Source organism: Crossiella cryophila (genome assembly GCF_014204915.1).
GTDB classification, from domain to species: Bacteria; Actinomycetota; Actinomycetes; order Mycobacteriales; family Pseudonocardiaceae; genus Crossiella; species Crossiella cryophila.
Genome location: NZ_JACHMH010000001.1, coordinates 3,076,744 through 3,091,449 on the forward strand (window position 1 = coordinate 3,076,744; position 14,706 = coordinate 3,091,449).

10 protein-coding genes and 1 pseudogene are annotated in these 14,706 nt (G+C 71.1%); 6 read left to right on the forward strand and 5 right to left on the reverse strand.

Annotated elements, in window-relative coordinates:
* The first annotated feature begins 4 nt into the window (after positions 1-4).
* Entirely contained in the window at positions 5-571 is a 567-nt protein-coding gene (locus tag HNR67_RS14380) for a helix-turn-helix domain-containing protein (protein WP_185002520.1), read from the forward strand.
* Positions 572-667: 96 nt separating this feature from the next.
* Positions 668-1,783 (forward strand): annotated as a pseudogene (locus HNR67_RS46645) (Hsp70 family protein); the annotation flags it as partial.
* Between the two features lie 1,447 nt (positions 1,784-3,230).
* Here HNR67_RS46645 and HNR67_RS14390 read toward each other — a convergent pair.
* From HNR67_RS14390 to HNR67_RS14400, 3 genes are all read right to left on the reverse strand, one after another.
* Entirely contained in the window at positions 3,231-6,932 is a 3,702-nt protein-coding gene (locus HNR67_RS14390; protein WP_185002522.1) for a S8 family serine peptidase, read from the reverse strand.
* Between the two features lie 112 nt (positions 6,933-7,044).
* Positions 7,045-7,848: an aminotransferase class IV gene (locus tag HNR67_RS14395; protein WP_185002523.1), complete on the reverse strand. Its 804-nt coding sequence runs from the start codon at positions 7,846-7,848 to the stop codon at positions 7,045-7,047.
* Positions 7,849-7,857: 9 nt separating this feature from the next.
* Entirely contained in the window at positions 7,858-8,454 is a 597-nt protein-coding gene (locus HNR67_RS14400; RefSeq protein WP_407645175.1) for a sigma-70 family RNA polymerase sigma factor, read from the reverse strand.
* Between the two features lie 317 nt (positions 8,455-8,771).
* On the opposite strand from HNR67_RS14400, the gene HNR67_RS14405 reads away from it, so the two are divergent.
* Both HNR67_RS14405 and HNR67_RS46230 read left to right on the forward strand, forming a co-directional pair.
* On the forward strand, positions 8,772-9,929 hold the full coding sequence (locus HNR67_RS14405) for an acyl-CoA dehydrogenase family protein (RefSeq protein ID WP_185002524.1): 1,158 nt from the start codon (positions 8,772-8,774) through the stop codon (positions 9,927-9,929).
* Positions 9,926-11,176, forward strand: a complete 1,251-nt coding sequence (locus tag HNR67_RS46230) for an MFS transporter (RefSeq protein WP_185002525.1) — start codon at positions 9,926-9,928, stop codon at positions 11,174-11,176. The genes HNR67_RS14405 and HNR67_RS46230 overlap by 4 nt, the downstream gene beginning before the upstream one ends.
* On the opposite strand, the gene HNR67_RS14415 is transcribed toward HNR67_RS46230, so the two are convergent.
* Positions 11,173-11,310: a hypothetical protein gene (locus HNR67_RS14415; protein ID WP_185002526.1), complete on the reverse strand. Its 138-nt coding sequence runs from the start codon at positions 11,308-11,310 to the stop codon at positions 11,173-11,175. The genes HNR67_RS46230 and HNR67_RS14415 overlap by 4 nt on opposite strands.
* Before the next feature lie 39 nt (positions 11,311-11,349).
* On the opposite strand from HNR67_RS14415, the gene HNR67_RS14420 reads away from it, so the two are divergent.
* Entirely contained in the window at positions 11,350-11,544 is a 195-nt protein-coding gene (locus HNR67_RS14420; RefSeq protein ID WP_185002527.1) for a DUF3046 domain-containing protein, read from the forward strand.
* 68 nt (positions 11,545-11,612) lie between these two features.
* Here the strand turns inward: HNR67_RS14420 and HNR67_RS14425 are convergent, their stop codons facing one another.
* Positions 11,613-13,439, reverse strand: a complete 1,827-nt coding sequence (locus HNR67_RS14425) for a S8 family serine peptidase (protein WP_221489893.1) — start codon at positions 13,437-13,439, stop codon at positions 11,613-11,615.
* A gap of 298 nt (positions 13,440-13,737) precedes the next feature.
* Here HNR67_RS14425 and HNR67_RS14430 point away from each other — a divergent pair, with 298 nt between their 5' ends.
* Positions 13,738-14,697 (forward strand): helix-turn-helix domain-containing protein, encoded by a 960-nt coding sequence (locus HNR67_RS14430; RefSeq protein ID WP_185002528.1) that lies wholly within the window; start codon positions 13,738-13,740, stop codon positions 14,695-14,697.
* The last annotated feature ends 9 nt before the right edge of the window (positions 14,698-14,706 follow it).

The window sequence follows — 14,706 nt, forward strand, 5'->3', positions numbered from 1 at the left end:
GAGTATGGATGAGGTGCTTGCCGAGGTCGGACCCCGGCTGAAACGGATCCGCCAGCAGCGCAACTGCACGCTGGTCGCGTTGTCGGAGACCACCGGCATCTCGGTGAGCACGCTGTCCCGGCTGGAGTCGGGTCAGCGCAAACCGAGCCTGGAACTGTTGCTGCCGATCGCGCACGCGCACCAGGTGCCGCTGGACGAACTGGTCGGGGCGCCGCCGGTGGGTGACCCCCGGGTGCGACTCAAACCGGTCCGGCACGGCGACTCGGTGGTGGTGCCGCTGACCCAGCAGCCGGGCGGGTTGCAGGCGTACAAGATGGTCATCGGGACCACCAAGAAGACGCCGGACCCGCGCACGCACGAGGGCTACGAGTGGCTGTACGTGCTCGCCGGGAAGCTCCGGCTGGTGCTGGCCGACCACGACGTGATCCTCAAGGTCGGTGAGGCCGCCGAGTTCGACACCCGGTTGCCGCACTGGTTCGGCAGCACCGGCGAGGCTCCGGTGGAGATCCTCAGCCTGTTCGGTCCGCAGGGTGAGCGGATGCACGTCCGGGCGAAGCCGCGCGGGGACTAGCGACAACCAATCACCCTCAATTAGGGGATCCGCCCGCGTTGCTCCGTTCGGACATGGCAGCATCAGCCTCCGCTGAAGGAAGGCGAGGGGAGAGCTGTGCGCGTCCTGTCCGTTGACCTGGGCACGTCCAACACCGTGGCGGTGCTGTCCGCACACGGCCTGCCGCCGCGGGTCATCGAGGTGGACGGCTCCGCGACCATGCCCTCGGCGGTCTACGCCAACGAGGACGGCACCCTGCTGGTCGGCCGGGACGCCGAACGGCAGGCGCGGCTGGACCCGTCGCGGTTCGAGCCGAACCCGAAGCGGCGCATCGACGAGACCACGTTGCTGCTGGGCACCAACGTCATCACCGTCACCGACGCGCTGGCCGCGGTGCTGGAGCGGGTCGCCAAGGAAACCGCTCGGCAACTCAACGGCGTGCTGCCGGACGAGGTGCGGCTGACCCACCCCGCGCAGTGGGGCACGGTGCGGCGCAACGCCCTGGTCTCCGCGGCGCGACTGGCCGGGCTCGGGCCCAACCTGGTACTCGTGCCGGAGCCGGTGGCCGCGGCCGCGCACTTCGCCTCCTTCCCGGACCGCGAACTCACCCCCGGGCAGGCGCTGGCCGTCTACGACCTGGGCGCCGGCACCTTCGACGTCGCCGTCGTCGGGGTCACGCCGACCGGGTTCACCGTGCTCGCCGAGGACGGCCTGCCGGACCTGGGCGGCCTGGACGTCGACCACGCGCTGCTCATCCACGTCGGCCGGGAGGTGTCCTTCCGCGACCCCGGCCGCTGGCAGCGACTGCTGCGCCCGGAGTCCACCGCGGACCGCCGTGGCCGGCGCACCCTGCTCGAGGACGTGCGCGAGGCCAAGGAAGCCCTCTCCCGGCACCCGCAGACCGAGGTGCCGATGCCGGAGGAGTTCTCCGACGTCCTGGTCACCCGCACCGAACTGGAGGCGTTGATCCGCCCCAGCCTGCTGCGCAGCGTCGACGTGCTGTCCCAGACCATCCAGCGCGCGGGCATGGCGCCGGAGCAGCTCGCCGGGATCTTCCTGGTCGGCGGGTCGAGCCGGATCCCGCTGGTGGCACAACTCATCGCGGACCGGCTGCGGGTGGTGCCGGTCAGTCTCGACCAGCCCGAGACCGCGGTGGCCATGGGCGCGTACCACGTGCCGCAGGACGACAACCCGATGCGCACCCAGGACGTGCCGTCCGCGACGGCCCAGGGGCTGCAGACGGGATCCGGCGTGCAGACGGCATCGGGCGCGGCCGGGCAGGCCGCGGCGGCCGGGTACGCCGCGCACGGCACGCAGGGTGAGCAGGCGGGGTATGGCGCGCATGCTGACCAAGCCGCGCAGGCCGGCTACGGCACGCACTCTGACCACGCCGCGCAGGCTGGCTACGGCACGCATGCCGAACAGGCCGCGCAGGCTGGGTACGGTGCGCACGCCGAGCATCCGGCGCAGTCCGGATATGGCGCCCAGACCGAACAGGCCGCGCAGGCCGGGTACGGCGCCCAGACCGAACATGGCGCCCAGGCTGGGTACAGCGGGCAGGCTGGGTATGCCGCGCAGTCAGGTCACGGCGGTTACCCGGCGCAGGGGGAGCACGCGGGGCAGGCCGGGTATCTCGACCAGACCGCGTATCTCGACCAGGCGGGGCACACCCAGACGGGGCATGGCACTCAGCCGGCGCACGTCACGCAGTCCTCGCAGGTGACGCAGTCGGCCACCCCGGCTCCTGGACTGCCGAGCCAGTCGCAGTACCCGGGGCAACAGCAAGGCTACGCCCAACAGCAGCAGTACGCTGGAAGCTATCCACAGGGTGGCGGTTATCCCCAGGCGGCCGGTGCGGGTAAGGGCGGCAAGGGAAACAAGAACAAGCTGCTGTTGATCGGGATCGCCGCGGCGGTGGTGGTCGTGCTTGGTGTGGTGGTCGGGGTGTTCGCGTTCGGGGGGACGAAGCTGCCCACCGCGCAGGACTGCCAGTCGGTCGGGTCGGCTGATGACAAGGGCTTCACGAGTTGTCTGCGGCAGCTCGCCGGGACCGTGGCCGACACCGGGAAGTGCGCCAAGGGGCCAGGGGTGGCCAATGTGCCTGCCGAGGTCGCGAAGCTGGTCGGGGCGCAGGTGAGTTGCAGTGTCAGCGGGGCCGATGGGCAGCAGGTGCAGGTGATCTACCAGCAGGCGCCGTCGCAGCAGTCCGCCGACATGGCCGCGGCCATGACCAAACAACTCGCGGGCAAGGGCGAGAAGGTCGAGGCGGCGTGGCAGGGCAATGGGCTCAAGGGGCACTACTCGGCGGCGGTGAACAACAGCACCGGGTGGGTGGTCTTCACCGTGGAGGGCAGGCCGTTGTTCGGGGCGGTCAACGTGACCGGGGCCAAGTCGGGTAACGCCAACGCGATGGCCGACCTGTTCGAGCAGAAGATCCAGCCGGGCACCAGCTGAGGCCGGACGGCGGCGTCCCCGGCGAGATGGCGGCAGCCGCGGCCGGGACGGCCGGGGTTGTGGCAGAGGCCGCCGGGGTTGTGGCGGAGACGGCCGCGGTTGTGGTGAAGGTGGTTGTGGTTGGGGTGGCGGCCGTTGTGGCTGGGATGGCCGGAGTTCGCGGCCGGGCCGCAGCGGTTGTGACTGGGACGGCGGCGTCCCTGGGTGGGACGCCGCCGTCGTCAGGTCAGCCGATCTCGTAGGCCTTGAGCACGGTCTGCTCGACCGAACTCGTGCCGTCGGATGCCTTGCCCCGCAAGGACACGAAGCCCTTTGCCGGGTTGCGCACGGTCGCGGTCCAACCGCTCGCCGTCTTGTCCACCTTGGCCTGCTGCCAGGTCGCCCCGTCGTCCACCGAGTAGTCCACGGTCAGGCTGGTGGCCTCGGCCGGGCCGTCCTGTCGCGGCACGGTCACCGGGATGGCGAACTCCCGGTCCCCCGGCGCCAGGTTGCGCAGGTTCACCGGGGGTGCGTAGCGGACGTTGAACAGTGGCAGGGCCCCGGTTTCCACCCGGGGGATGCCGAAGGTCCACACCGAACTGATCTTCGTGCTGGTGGTCCACCACGGTGCGTCGCGGCTGACGTCGGACTCCAGCCGGTACTGGGTGGCGCGTTCGCGCAGGAAGACGCCTCGGCCGGGGGCGTTGTGCCGGGCGACTTCCTTGCCGTCGGCGAACAGGGTGGTGGTGCCCTTGTCGATGCCCCAGCCCGGGTCGGCGGGCCTGGGGTGGCCTGCCGCGTCGGAGAACCAGGGCACGGTGACGTCGATCAGGTCGGCCTTGAACCAGGCCCACGGGTGGTTGTCGCCGACGCCGTTGCTGGTGGTGCCGGTGAAGGCCGGGCCGGTGACCGCCTTGTTCCACTCCTGGCGGTAGGACTTGCCCGCCTCCAGTTTCAGCTTGCCGACCAGGTCGCCGGAGGCGCCGTACCAGCCGCCGACGTTGATCTCCCAGTTGCCCGGTGTGTAGTGCTCGACCCGTTCGGCCGAGGCCACCGCCCCGGTGAACCAGTTGGTGCTCAGCCGGTCGCCGAGCCCCTCCACACTGGCCCCCACGATGGGCGGCTCAGCCTCGCTGAAACCGTGGTAGGCCATGGTGATCGCGGCCAGGTCGGCGGTCTTGACCGGGTAGTCCAGCTTGGCCGGGACCTTGCCTGGGGAGGGGAAGGACAGCTCGTAGCGGTACTTGCTGCTGCGCCGCGTGGTCAGCGAGATCTGCCCGCCGGTCTTGGCGTACTCGGCGAACTTCGGCCCGTAGTCGCCGAAGACCCGCACCGAGGGCAGCGCCGCCGGGTTCTCCTCCTTGGCCAGCCGCTCGCCCGCCCGGAAGGGCTGATCGTCGGTGACGTAGAGCCCGGCGATCAGGCCACCGGCCGCCTTGATGTTGCGGATCCGTTGGTACACCTCGTCAAAGGTGGTCTGGCCGGGCAGCCCGATGACCACCAGCTTGCCCTTGGCGTCGACCTTGGCCAGCTCCTCCACCGTGCCGCCACCGGCGTACACGCTGGGCACCTTGGTGCTGACCGGGTCCTCCGGCGAACCACGCAGCCAGCCGACCGGGATCTCCTGGCGTTGCGCCCCCTCGGTGAACAGTTCGAGGTCGGGCTCCTCCAGCCGGAAGTTGTCCGCGTAGCCGAAGGACGGCGAGCTGTTCCCGGTGGAATGGCTGTAGTACTCGGAGAAACGCGGGTTGAGCAGCCAGCCGAAGCTGTAGGTCAGCCCGTTGTCCTTGATCCGCTGCCGCATCTGGGACAGCCAGTACCCGCTGCGCGCGGCGGGCTGGTCACCGCTGACCTTGACCCGCCTGGCCTGCCTGGTGTCGAAGGAGACCGTCGCCGCCTTGGTGATCTTCACCTCGGGGTTGGCCACCATCGCGATGGTCTGGTCCGCGCCCGGCCGCTGCGTGGTGATCGAGGCGATCGCGCTGTACACGCCCGGCGGCACGCGGGTGCTGCCGGTGAAGGAGAGGTGGTAGCGCGCGCCGTCCTGGTGCCGCAGCAGCGTGACGCTGCCGTCCTGCTCGGTGGCGGGCTTGCCGTCCTGCCGGATGGCCTTGGCGTTGACGTCGTAGTGCTCGCCCTCCTCACTCGCGCCGACCAGCGAGCGCACCGTGGTGCTGCCGTCGGAGGCGGTGAGCACGCCGCCGTAGCCGCCGGGCTTGGCCGCGCGCGGGGTCAGCGTGATGCCCACCTCGGCCTTGCCACCTGCCGGGATGGTCACCGAGTTGGCGGACAGCTTGGCCAGTCCGGCAGGCGCCGGGTTGCCCGTGCCGTCGGCCAGGTCCAGCTTGAGGTTGAGCGTCAGCGGCGTGGTGCCCGGGTTGGTGTAGGTCACCGTGCGGGTCTCGGCCTTGGTGCTTGGCCACTTCAGGAACGCGTTGACCACGCTCGGACTGGCCAGCGCCTTGGCGCCGACGGCCTTGCCCAGGTCCATCCGGCCGCCGCCGACGCTGAAGACCCCGTTGCCGGAGACCGGGACCGCGGTGGAGACCAGCGCGGACTTGATCTGCTCGGCGGTCCAGTCCGGGTGCTGCTGGGCCAGGATCGCCGCGCCGCCCGCGACGTGCGGGGTGGCCATCGAGGTGCCGGATGCCTTGGTGTAGCGCTCGTTCACCGGCTGGCCCATGGCCGTGCCGGTGGCCCGCGCGGCCACGATGTCACTGCCCGGCGCCGCGATCTCCGGCTTCACCGCGCCGTCGCCGACCCGCGGTCCCTGGCTGGAGAACTCCGATCGCCCGCCGCCCTTGGTGACACTGCCGACGGTCAGCGCCAGGTCCGCGCTGGCCGGTGAGGACACCGAGCCGGGAGCGCCCGCGTTGCCCGCGGCGATCACGAACAGCGTGTTGTGCTTGCGCGACAGCGTGTTCACCGCCTGCGCCATCGGGTCCGAGCCGTCCGTGGGCCCGCCGCCGAGGCTCATGCTGATGACCTTGGCCTTGACCTCGGCCGCGGCCCACTCCATGCCGGCGATGATGTCGGCGAAGCTGCCGCTGCCGCCGTCGTCGAGCACCTTGCCCACGGCCAGATCGGCCTCCGGGGCCACGCCCTTGAACTTGCCGCCCTCGGCCGCGCCGGAACCGACCGCGGTGGCCGCCACGTGGGTGCCGTGCCCGTCGCCGTCCTTGACGTTGCCCTTGCCGCTGAAGTCCTTGCTGTGCTTGACCTTCCCGGCCACATCCGGGTGCGTGTCGTCGATGCCGGTGTCCAGCACGGCGACCGTGGTGCCCTTGCCGGTGAACCCGGCCTGCCAGGCCGCCGGCGCGCCGACCTGCGGCACGCTGGTGTCCAGGCTGGCCTTGGCCTTGCCGTTGAGCCAGATCTTGCGCGCGCCCCCGGCCAGCGTGCTCGGCCCCTGGTGGGTCAGCTCGCGCCAGAACTCGGCGGTGCTGGACTTCTTCTCCTCCACCGCGGCCATGTTCAGGCTCGGCAGCTCCCGGCGCACCGTCGTGCCCGGCAGTTCCGCGGCACGGCGGGTGGTCGCGGCCTCCGGGTACTGCACCAGCAGCGGCAGCGCCGGGCTGCGCGCGTCGTCGAAGCCCTGCCGGATCAGGCCGGTGACGTTGAACAGCTCGCGATCGAGCAGCCCCTCGCCGACGAGGCGATCCGCCTTGTTCGGCACCAGGTACCAGTCGGTGCGGCCGTGCTGGGTGACCGGGAACTGCTGGTAGCCGAACGCGGTGCCGTCGGCGACCGGTTCCACGGTCAGGCTCCAGCTCCCGTCGGCACGCTGGCCCGCGCGCACCCGGTCGCCGGTGATCAGTGTGACCTGGTGGTACGTCCCGGCGCCCGGTGTGGTGGCCGGCGCGGCGGTGGCGGGCGGCGCCACCGCCAGCGTGGCGCTCACCGTGGTCAGCGCCACCAGTCCGGCCAACGTCCGTGATCTTCGGTTCATCGTTGGACCCCTCGGTAGGAATGGGGCGGATGTTGATGCCCCTTTCCCTTAGTGGCCGAAACCTGGTGAGAGTTCCACTTTTTCGTGCGATCGACCGACATCCATCGACGGGTCAGACCTGGTCCCAGGGAGCGAGTTCATAGCCTCGGCGCAGCAGGTCCATCAGGTCGGGGTCGAGGGCGTACTCGACCTCGTCGACGCAGCTCAGGGCGCGTGCGCCAGTGGTCGCGTTGGTGAAGAAAGCAGCCCGGAAACCAGTCAGTTCGGCTGGTTCCACCGGGCGCAGCGCCTCCGGGACGCCCAACTGCGCCAGACCCCGGCGCAGCAGCTGATAGGCGACCCCTGGCAGCACGTCCGCCGCCGGCCACACGATCCGCTCGCCGTCGAAGAACCCCAGGTTCCAGATCGAGCCCTCGCTGAGCCTGCCGCGCTCGTCCAGGAAGACCACGTCCTCAAAGCCGGCCAGCCGGGCCAGCCGCTGCTGCTGGAACAGGCCGAAGGTGCCCACGTGCTTGAACTCCGGCGCGTCCCGGACATAGCGCACGGTGCGGGTGCGCAACGGCGTGGTCACCACCGCGGGAGCCGGGCGGATCAGCACCAGCACCCTGGAGTCGATCGGGTCGCCGAGTCCGCCCCAGCTCAGCTCGGTCGGGAAGACGTTGATCCGGGCGCTGACCGGGCCCGGCAGGCCGGAGAGTGCCTGCCGCAACAGGGTGCGCACCCGGTCGGTGTCCAGGGTGGTGCCGAACAATGCCCTCGTCGCGTTGCCGAGCCGGTCCAGGTGCAGGTCCAGCCCGCGGACCCGGCCGTCCACCGCGGTCATGCCGGTGAAATGGCCGTAGTTGACCGTGGTCGTGGTCAGCAGCTCCTCGACCGTGGCCGGTCGTCCGTCGATCTCGGCGCGCAGCACGTGCATGCCGCGAGACTAGGTCGAGGAGCGCCGCTGCCTGGTCAGCAGGGTGCGCAGCCTGCTGATCGCCCGGTGCTGGGCCACCCGCACCGCGCCGGGAGTGGACCCGACCGTGCTGGCGGTCTCCTCCGCGGAGAGCCCCACGACCACCCGCAGCACCAGGATCTCCCGCTGCTTGGGCGGCAGCACGTCCAGCAGCTTGCCCATCTCCGCGGACAGCTCCCGGTAGAGCGCCAGCTGCTCCGGCCCGCCCTCGGTGACCACGGTGTCCGGCACCTCCGGCACCGGTTCGGAGAAGTTGCGCGCCGCGTGCCGGTAGGCGTCGGCGACCTTGTGCCCGGCGATCCCGTAGACGAAGGCCAGGAACGGACGGCCCTGGGAGCGGTAGGTCGGCAACGCGGTCAGCACCGCGAGGCAGACCTCCTGCGCCACGTCGTCGGCCGAGGCGTAGGAGCGCTCCTGGCGGCCGATCCGGGTGCGGCAGTAGCGGACCACGATGGGCCGGAGGTAGCCCAGCAGCCAGGACATCGCGTACCGGTCACCCGCGATGGCCGCCGACACCACCCCGTCCAGTTCGCTGTCCTGGGTTTCCGGGCGGACCGGGGTGAAGATGGTGCTGGTGCGCCTGGCGATGTCCCGGCGTAACACCCCGCCGAGTCCCCCAAGGGAATGCGCCTGTGCGGACACTGTGTCGTCCCCTCTCTAGTCGCCCCAGCCGACACGATTCCTGCGTTCGGACGAACTCTTGCTTCAACTTTCGACTTGTTCTGTGACGCAACGCACGGTGCGACGGGGCCGGAGACGGAATGTGATGTCGCCGGTCCAAACCGTTACCTGAATGGCGGGCGCTCGTTGCCCGTTCGGTCGCGCCGTGGCCGGGCCCCGCCGGGCGGTTCCGCACTGATCGGCCGCGTGCCACGATCGAAGGCATGGAGCGTCAGCTGTACGAGGCCGAGCACGAGGCGTTGCGGGCGACGGTGCGGGAGTTCCTCACCAGGTCAGTGCTGCCCCACCACGAGCAGTGGGAACGGGACGGCATCGTCGCGCGCGAGGTCTGGGAGGAGGCGGGCAAGCTCGGGCTGCTCGGCATCGACATGCCGGTGGAGCACGGCGGCGGTGGCGAGTCCGACTACCGCTTCTACGCGGTGCAGGACGAGGAGATAGTCCGGGCCGGGGCCACCGGACTGGGCTTCGGGCTGCACAACGACATCGTCGGGCCGTACCTGCGCGAGCTGACCACCCCTGAACAGCGGCAACGCTGGCTGCCGGACTTCTGCGCGGGCAAGCTGATCACCGCGATCGCCATGAGCGAGCCCGGCGCCGGCTCTGACCTGCAGGGCATCCGCACCCACGCGCGCCGGGACGGCTCGGACTGGGTGCTGTCCGGGTCCAAGATCTTCATCACCAACGGCATCCTGTCCGACCTGGTCATCGTGGTCGCCCGCACCGATCCGGACGCCACCGGCAGCAAGGGCCTGAGCCTGCTCGCGGTGGAACGCGGCATGCCGGGGTTCGAGCGCGGCCGGAACCTGGACAAGATCGGGCAGAAGGCCCAGGACACCGCCGAGTTGTTCTTCGACGAGGTGCGGGTGCCCGCGGCCAACCTGATCGGCGAGCAGAACCGCGGCTTCTACCACCTGATGCGCTTCCTGCCGCAGGAACGGCTGTCCATGGCGGTCGGCTCGGCCGCGGCGGTGCGCGCGATGCTGGACCTGACCGAGCGGTACGTGCGTGAGCGCAAGGCGTTCGGCCGCTCCATCGGCGCGTTCCAGAACACCCGGTTCGAGCTGGCCGAGATGGAGACGCAGTACTGGGTCACCCAGACCTTCGTGGACCGGTGCGTGCTCGACCTGGTCGCCGGGAAGCTCACCGCGGAGGACGCGGCCATGGCCAAGCTGTGGGCCACCGACATCGACCGCAAGGTGGCCGACCGCTGCCTGCAGCTGCACGGCGGCTACGGCTACATGCGCGAGTACCCGATCTCCAAGTACTTCCTGGACGGGCGGGTGCAGGCGATCTACGGCGGCACCAACGAGATCATGAAGGAGATCATCGGCCGGTCGCTCCGGCTGGACGGCGACGGGTGAGTGCACCCGCGCCCGCGGTGCAGCGCCGGGTGCTCGGGGTGCTCACGGCCACCCAGGTGCTCGGCGCCTGCGGGGTGGCCGCCGGGGTGGCGGTGAGCGCGCTGGCCGCGGCGGCGCTCTCCGGCAGCGCCGCGGTGGGCGGACTCGCCGCGACCGCGCCCACCCTCGGTTCGGCGCTGTTCGCGGTGCCAGCCGCGAGCCTGGCCGACCGGCGGGGCAGGCGGCCCGCGCTGGTGCTGGGCTACGGCCTCGGCGCGCTCGGCGCCGGACTCGCGGTGCTGGCGCTGGCCGTGCGCAGCTGGCCGCTGCTGCTCGGCGCGCTGATCCTCTTCGGCGGTGGCTCGATGGCCGGGCTGGCCGCCCGCTACGCCGCCACCGACCTGGCCGCCCCGCAGCGCAGGGCGCGGGCGCTGTCGGTGGTGGTGTGGGCCAGCACCGCCGGGGTGGTGGTCGGCCCCAACCTGGCCGGACCGGCCGGTGCGGCGGCGGGTGGGCTCGGCCTGCCCGAGGCGGCGGGCGCCTACCTGGTCGCGACGCTGGTGTTCCTGGCCGCGGCACTGCTCGCCGGACTGGGACTGCGTCCCGACCCGCTCGTGCTGGCCAGGGAATCCGCCGGTGGCGCGGGGTGCCCGATGCACGGCGGCGTGCTGACCGTGCCAGCCAGGGATCGCCGGGCCGCGGCCTGGCGGCAGTTGCGCGGGCAGGCCCGGCTGGCGCTGGCCGGGATCGTGCTCTGCCACGCCGCCATGGTCGGGCTGATGTCGATGACCCCGGTGCACCTGGACCACGGCGGCCACTCGCTGGCCGTGGTCGGCGTGGTGATCAGCCTGCACGCGGCCGCCATGTACGTGGCCAGTCCGCTCTTCGGCTGGCTGGCCGACCGGCACGGCCGGGTGCCCGTGCTCGGCCTGGGCACGGCGCTGGTGGTGGCCGCGGCCGGGATCGCGGGCACCGCGGACAGCGGGGACGCGCCGCAACTCGCCCTGGCACTGATCGTCCTGGGTTTCGGCTGGTCAGCGGGGGTGGTATCGGGTTCGGCACTGCTCACCGAGTCGGTGCCACTTGCCGAGCGGCCCAACGTCCAGGGCCTGTCCGACCTGCTGATGAACCTGGGTGGCGCTGGCGGCGGCGTGCTGGCCGGGGTGCTGGTGACCGCGGGGTCCTACCCGGCGCTGGGCCTGCTGGTGGGCTTCGCCGCGTTGCCGCTGCTGGTCATCTGCGCGCTGCGGGCGCTGCGGGCGGCCTAGTCCTCGTCGTCGCGCTTGCGCCTGCTGCGCAGGTACCGCAGGTTGATCACGATCGCGCCGATGAGCGCGGCGATGATGATGATCGTCGCGAGCGGGGAGGACAGACCCGTGGGGTCGTCGCCGAAGTCGAGCACGAGCCGAGCCTACCGGGGCGCGCCGTAGGCTGGTCGGCAATGAGAAACACGGTGTTCCGCAGTCTGATGGCCGAGGAGTTCGGCGAGGTCCGCGCGGAGATGCTGGCCAGGGACCACGTCTTCTCCGCACTCGGCGGGCTGACCGCGGACCAGGCCCTGGACGCGGGGATCTCGCCCAAGCAGGTCTGGCGCGCGGTGTGCGAGGACCTGGACGTGCCCCCGGAACGTCGCTGACCCGCCCGGAACAGGGACCGGGCGGGTCAGCGCACTACTTCATCCAGTGAGTCGGGTGACCGCGTGGATCAGAAGGTCAGGCTCCACGAGTCGATCTTGCCGGTGTCGTAGGCCGCGACATCCCGCACCCGCAGCTTCCACTCGCCGTTGGCGACCTCAGTCGAGGCGTTGACGGTGTAGGTGGCCAGCACGTTCGCCGCCGAGTCGCCCGAGGAGGACGCCTTGAGCGGGTACACGGTGCCGTCGGGGGCGAGCAGGTCGACCACCAGGTCGCCGCGGTAGGTGTGCTTGATGTCCACCGCGACCTTCAGCGCGCTGGGCGCGTTGCCGGTGCGGCCGGTGACGGTGATCGAGGAGGTCACCGCGGCGCCGCGGTCGGGGATCGCGACGTCCTCGGCGTTGCTGAAGGTCCCGGCGGGCGGCGGGGTGGTGCCGCCGACCGCGGCCACCGTCTTGGCGGCGTCGGCCAGACCAGCGCCACAACCGCCGGTGCAGGTGCCGGGCAGCGGGCGGGCGTTGTCCTTGATCAGCTGCTCGACCGTGGCCGGGCTCAGCGTCTTGTCCTTGCCCAGCAGCAGCGCGGCCAGGCCCGCGATGTGCGGGGCGGCCATGCTGGTGCCCTGGTACGGCTTGTAGTTCTCCGCGCCCGGGGTGGTCGCGCCCGCGTTCAGCGTGGACAGGATGCCGTTCTCCGGGGTGGTGATGGTGCCGGGGGTGTCGGTGGCCCTGCGGGTCTCGCCACCCGGGGCGGCCACGTCGACCTTGGCGCCGTAGTTGGAGTACCAGGTCCGGTTGCCCTCACGGCTGCTCGCGGCCACCGAGACCACGTTGCCGCAGCTGGCCGGGGTGTAGTTGGCCACGTCGTCGTTGCTGTTGCCGGCGGCCACGACCACCGTGGTGCCGCGACCGACCGCCGAGTTGATCGCGTTCTGGTAGGTGCTGGAGCAGCTGGACTTGCCGCCGAGGCTCATGTTGATGACCTTGGCCGGGGTGGGGTTGGCCGGGACGCCGGAGACGGTGCCGCCGGAGGCCCAGGTGATCGCGTCGGCGATGTCGGAGGTCGCGCCGCCGCACTTGGCCAGCACCCGGATCGGCTGGATCTTGGCGTTGTAGGCGATGCCCGCGATGCCCTTGGTGTTGTTGGTCGAGGCGGCGATGGTGCCCGCCACGTGCGTGCCGTGCCAGCTGGAGTCGGTGTCCTTGGCAGGCACCGGCTGCCCGGCCAGGTCGGTGCCGCACTCGCCGCGCTTGACCCAGTCGCCCTCGTCGGCCGGGTTGTTGTCGCGGCCGTTGCCGTCACGGGCACGGCTGGAGTCGGCGACGAAGTCGTAGCCGGAGACGATGTTGCCCGCCAGATCGGAGTGCGCGACGTAGCCGGTGTCGATCACCGCGACGGTCACCCCGGTGCCGGTGGTGCTGGCCCAGGCGTCCGGCACGTTCATGCCCGCGGTGGCCTCGAACAGGTCCCACTGCTTGGCGTAGTCGGTGTCATCCGGCGCGGCCAGCGGCTGCATCATCAGGTCGGGTTCGACGTAGGCGACCTTGGGGTCGGCCCGGAACTCCTCGATGGTGCGGGCGGCCTGGTCCTTGGTGTTCTTGCCACCGAGGTCGACCACCGCGGCGCCGGTGGACAGGCGGCGGTCCAGCTTCAGGTCCTTGCCGACCCTGGCGGCCTTGCCACGGGTGTCGCTGGCGGCGGCGTCGTCGGAGGAGGCCTCCAGCGAGCTGGACTTGTAGCCGACGATCAGCCGCTCGAACGGGCGCTCGGTCACCGGCTGGGCGGGCTGGGCCCCGGCGGGCGCGGCCTGGGCGGACAGGGGCAGCAGCATGATGCTGCTGGCCAGGGCGGCGGGCACGGACGCTGCGGCCAGCGCCGTGCGGAACACACGGTTCACAGGGGTTTTCCTTCCAAAGCAGGGGACTCGGAAGGTAGGCATTGGTGTGACCGCTGGCACAGTGTTGTTCGCGGCTGTTTTACGTCAGCACCGTGTTCACGCCATTACTCGATCACGCATTCGTCATCATCCGACTACTATGCGTTCAGGACCTGCGGCGAATGGTCTAACGGATTGCCGACCTGTTGGCCGCTCGGTCGGATAATCACTTGAATACTGGTAATCCAGACAAAGAGCGGCGGGAGTGCCTTTTCGCTTTCCGGGAGTCACACTGGGCGGAACAGGCGGGAGTGGACGGGTGTTCGAGAACCTCGGCGTGAGCGCGAGCGAGTCGGCGGTCTACGAGTTGCTGCTGCGGGCGGGCACGAGTACCGCCGCCGAGCTGGCCATGGCCGGATCGGAACGCGATCCGCGCAGGTTGACCGAGGTGCTCGGCGAGCTGGAGGGGCGCGGGCTGGTGCGCAGGGTGGCCGGTGCGACGGCCCGCTGGTGCGCGGTCGCGCCCGATCTCGCGCTGGAGCTGCTCATCGCCGACCGGGAGAGCGAGCACCGCCGCGCCAGGGTCGAGACGGCCCGGCTGATGGAGATCTACCGGCAGTCCGGCGACGGTTGTCCGGAGGACGAGTCCATTGTCGAGGTGGTGAAGGGCGCGGACGCCGCGCTGTCCCAGTGGCGAGCCCTGTTGCTCAGTGCGCGGGAGGAGGTCCGGGTTTTGGACAAACCTCCTTACCTATCCCATTCCGAGGAGTTCATCGGACTGGAAAGCGACAGCAGCAAACGCGATGTCAGCTGGCGAGTGGTCTACGAAAGGTCCAGTTTCGAGCTGCCTGGGCGGCTGGAGGAGGTGCTCGGGCTGGTCGCCGGCGGGGAGAAGGCCAGGGTGACCCCGGACCTGCCGTTCAAGCTGGGCCTGGTGGACCGGCGGGGCGCGGTGCTGCCGGTGGTCGGCGCGACCGGCATCGACAGCGTGCTGGTGATCCGGCCGTCCCCGCTGCTGGACGTGCTGCACTCCACCTTCGAGCTGTACTGGGACCGGAGTATCCCGTTCACCGGCGCGGCCGCGGCCGAGGCGGCGCCCGAGGTGGACCCGCAGCTGCTCGCGCTGCTGGCCGCGGGCCTGACCGACGAGAGCATCGCGCGGCAGCTGGGCATGGCGCCGCGGACCGCGCAGCGGCGGGTGCGTCAGCTGATGGACCGCTGCGGCGCGCAGACCCGGTTCCAGGCCGGGGTGCAGGCCATCCGGCACGGCTGGCTCTGAGTTCCCCGC